The 3,339-nt window shown below is 67.1% G+C and carries 3 protein-coding genes; 2 read left to right on the top strand and 1 reads right to left on the bottom strand.

Annotated features, from left to right (window positions below; genetic code table 11):
* The first annotated feature begins 261 nt into the window (after nt 1-261).
* Together VFX99_RS04680 and VFX99_RS04675 are read left to right on the top strand one after the other, a co-directional pair.
* Nucleotides 262-750 carry a YajQ family cyclic di-GMP-binding protein gene (locus tag VFX99_RS04680; protein WP_329665153.1) on the top strand — a complete coding sequence of 163 codons (489 nt, stop codon included), beginning with the start codon at nt 262-264 and terminating at the stop codon, nt 748-750.
* A 410-nt stretch (nt 751-1,160) separates the two neighbouring features.
* On the top strand, nt 1,161-1,919 hold the full coding sequence (locus VFX99_RS04675; protein WP_329665152.1) for a hypothetical protein: 759 nt from the start codon (nt 1,161-1,163) through the stop codon (nt 1,917-1,919).
* Nucleotides 1,920-2,134: 215 nt separating this feature from the next.
* Here the strand turns inward: VFX99_RS04675 and VFX99_RS04670 are convergent, their stop codons facing one another.
* A complete protein-coding gene (locus VFX99_RS04670) occupies nt 2,135-2,950 on the bottom strand; it encodes a type IV toxin-antitoxin system AbiEi family antitoxin domain-containing protein (RefSeq protein WP_329665151.1) in 816 nt (271 codons plus the stop codon).
* Nucleotides 2,951-3,339: the final 389 nt, after the last annotated feature.

The raw sequence follows: 3,339 nt of genomic DNA, 5'->3' as shown, positions 1-3,339 counted from the left end.
CCTCTCTCAAGTGCAGTAGGGGTATGACCGGCCCGGGCCGGCGCAGTGCACCGTCGAAGGCCGTTCTTCCGCTCGCAAGAACTGCAAGCGCTTACATTGTTACCACGAACGCGGAGATTTGCAACCTCCGCGTAGGGGTATCGATATGGGTTTGTGACTTCTCGACAGCACGGGAGGGCCGGGAGGCGGCATCCTTGTGCAAGCGCTTGCATGAACCACCGTCCTCCGCCTGGCAATCCCGGCTCCGTTAGACTTCCGCGCATGGCTGATTCATCCTTCGACATCGTCAGCAAGGTCGACCACCAGGAGGCCGACAACGCACTCCAGCAGGCCCGGAAAGAGGTCGAGCAGCGCTACGACTTCAAGGGGACGGGCGCCTCGATCGAGTGGAGCGGCGAAGCCGTCCTCATCAAGGCGAATTCCGAGGAACGCGCGAAGGCCGTCCTCGACGTCTTCCAATCCAAGCTCGTCAAGCGGGGCATCTCGCTGAAGAGCCTCGAGTCGGGTGACCCGGTCGCCAGCGGCAAGGAGTACCGACTCACGTCGACCATCAAGGACGGCATCTCGCAGGAGAACGCCAAGAAGATCGGCAAGATCATCCGCGACGAGGGGCCCAAGGGCGTCAAGTCGCAGATCCAGGGCGACGAGCTGCGCGTGCAGTCCAAGAGCCGCGACGACCTCCAGGAAGTGCAGCGTCTGCTCAAGGCCGCCGACCTGGACGTGGACCTGCAGTTCATCAACTACCGGTGAGGCGCGTCTGAAGCAGTCCCCCGGGGAACGAACGTTCGGGGGCGAGGGTGGACCCCGAGGGAACCTGACCGTACAGCACCCGCTGTCGGTTCGCCACGCACGAGACAGTCGCTCAAAGGCGTCCCTTGACGAGCCGTAAGAAGGTCGCCGTCGTGGGAGTTGACGGGTGACGGCCGGTGACAGGGTCAGCTGCGTGGAGAGACCCCCGATTCCGGGGGGACACCGGGGGTCTCTCTTCCGCGTTCAGTGAACACAGAAGCCGCAAAGGCCCGAATCCTGGCGGCTCCGGTTCAGCGGATGTCCTACGTCAACCAGCCTATGAAGCGCGCAACAACCTGTCTGTCCCCACTTCGGAGGACAGTTGAGGCGGCTCTGTCGGCACGGCGCCGGCCGGGTGCACAATGTGAGGCATGATCGAGGCCGCGCCTCCCCAGCCGACCGGATCGCCGGAATCCGGTGGGCCGGCGGACGCGCCGGCGTCCATCGGCCCCGCCGATCCGGTGGACTCGGATGCCGCGCTCGGGCGCCGCGCACAGATCCTGGCGACGGAGCACTGGGGTCTCCTCGCGGCCCGCAGCACTGCGCAGAGCGAGGTCCTCAGCCGCATCACGATCTTCCTCACCCTGGTGTCGGCGGGGCTCGTGACGATCGGATTGCTGGGGCAGGCATCCGATTTCGTGGGGTGGTTCGGCGGAGCGTCACTGGCGATCCTGGCCTTCCTCGCGATGATCGGGCTCATGACCCAGACGCGCGTCCTCAACGTGGCGGAAGAGGACATGATGTACGTCGTCGCGATGAACCGCCTGCGCAGCGGGTACGTCGATCTCGATCCGCAGGTCGCCGAATACTTCCTGTCCTCGGTCTACGACGACCGGAAGGGCATGGAGCTGACCTACTCGTTCTTGCGCCATCGGAGCGTGAGCGTGCTCGTCGGCAGCTCCTTCGTCCTGCTCATCGTGGTGAACTCGTGCGTCTTCGGCCTGCTCACCGGCGCCATCGTCGTCTCCAGCGGCGGAACGGTCGGCTGGGCCATCGCCGGCGGCATCGCTGTGGGCATCGTGTACTTCGGGATCTTCTTCGTCTACGGCAACTGGACGTTCCGCAGCACGTGGAACCGCTACGTGCCGCGTCGCCCGACCCCCGGCCCGCCGCGGTTCTGGAGGCAGTGAGTCGCGGGGAGGCCTCGGCATCCGATGTTCTACGCCGTGCGTCCGGTAGGACATGCGCAGACGGGAGGAAGGATTCCCCGCATTCGGCCTCCGCCTTGCACATCGCCTCCGCACTGCACGCGACGATCGACACCTCAGTCTGCCCGGTGCAGGCCTTGCGCAATCGCTCGCATGACCAGGTCCTGCACCTCGTGCCACCGGTGAACGACCTGGTCCTACCCCACGCGGATCACGTGGTACCCCATGAGCATCAGCGCGGCATCGTGTGAGATGTCGCTCTCCCGCTGCGCTCCGACGTGGTGGCCGCCATCGACCTGCAGCACGAGCCTGTCGCCGATCAGCAGATCGACGCGATGACCTGCGATCCACACCTGCTGGCGAAGGGGCAGCCGCAGCCAGCGCAGACGAGGAATGGCGATCGACTCGAGTCCGGAGTCGGAGAACGGCCGCACTTGCTCGGCAAGACGCCGCGCCGCCGGCGGCAGCTTCAGCCGACGGAGCGCCTGCACGTCGACGAGGCCCTGGTTGAGCGCGGATTCCCACACTGCGAAGGCACTCTCGAACGGCTGGCACGTCGCAACCAGCCCGAGGACGTTCTCGATCGGATCGGCGAGTAGATCCGGATGCCGCGGCACGAGCGGCCGCGACCAGTGGACGGTCGCCTTCACCGCCCCGACATGACCCGCATGCGCTCGAGCAGCGACGTGCATGCCCTGGTCGTCGAGCACCCACAGACCGAGCCGACGCGCCTGGCTGGTACACGTCAGCACGACACCGGTGCGCGCCGCCGCCACCAGGTTCGCGTCGGCGTCGGCCGTGGCGACCCAGCCCGTCCGGACGCGGCGGAGCGCGCCACTCGATACCGCGCGGTCGACCGCTCGTCGCCCCCACCCGGCGTCGAGGAACACGCGTGTCCGCACGACTCCGCCGCGCTCGGCCGCGAGCATGCGCATCGCCCTCGTTGCGGCGCTTTCCGCTGCGGGAGGTGCACCCGCGCGACGCGCGGCTGCTGGATCCTGAATCCCAGTCACGGTCCGAGCCTCGCGCGGCCGGCGGGGCCCGACAGCGGCTCACCGCAAACCGGGGGCAGAAACTCGCGGTCGTGATGCTGGGGAGGAACCCGCGCGCGCAGCCGGGAGGAGATGTGCAGACGGGAGGACGGATGCCGCACATTCGGCCCTCCGGATCGCCCATACCCTCCGCCATGCGTGCTGACAGGGGCTGGCAGCGGAGCCCCCGCCCCGCGCGCACCGCGAGGTGTAGACGGTGTCGCCGGGTCGGGATACTGTCGGCCTCGATGAACGCAGCAACGGCCTTGCCGAGTCCTCGCAGAGTGCAGGGCACGTACTACACGCTGATGCTGGGCAACACACTCGCGGCATCGTTCATCTGGGGAATCAACACGCTGTTCCTCCTCGAT

The sequence above is a fragment of the Microbacterium sp. genome (assembly GCF_036277215.1).
In the GTDB taxonomy this organism is placed as follows: domain Bacteria; phylum Actinomycetota; class Actinomycetes; order Actinomycetales; family Microbacteriaceae; genus Microbacterium.
Note: the sequence above shows the minus strand (reverse complement) of the source record. Positions and strands in the feature narration are given on the sequence as shown.

Bases quoted from the DNA above. Each gene is read 5' to 3' on its own strand.
- VFX99_RS04680 (WP_329665153.1), top strand. From the start codon at position 262: ATGGCTGATTCATCCTTCGACATCGTCAGCAAGGTCGACCACCAGGAG.
- VFX99_RS04675 (WP_329665152.1), top strand. From the start codon at position 1,161: ATGATCGAGGCCGCGCCTCCCCAGCCGACCGGATCGCCGGAATCCGGT.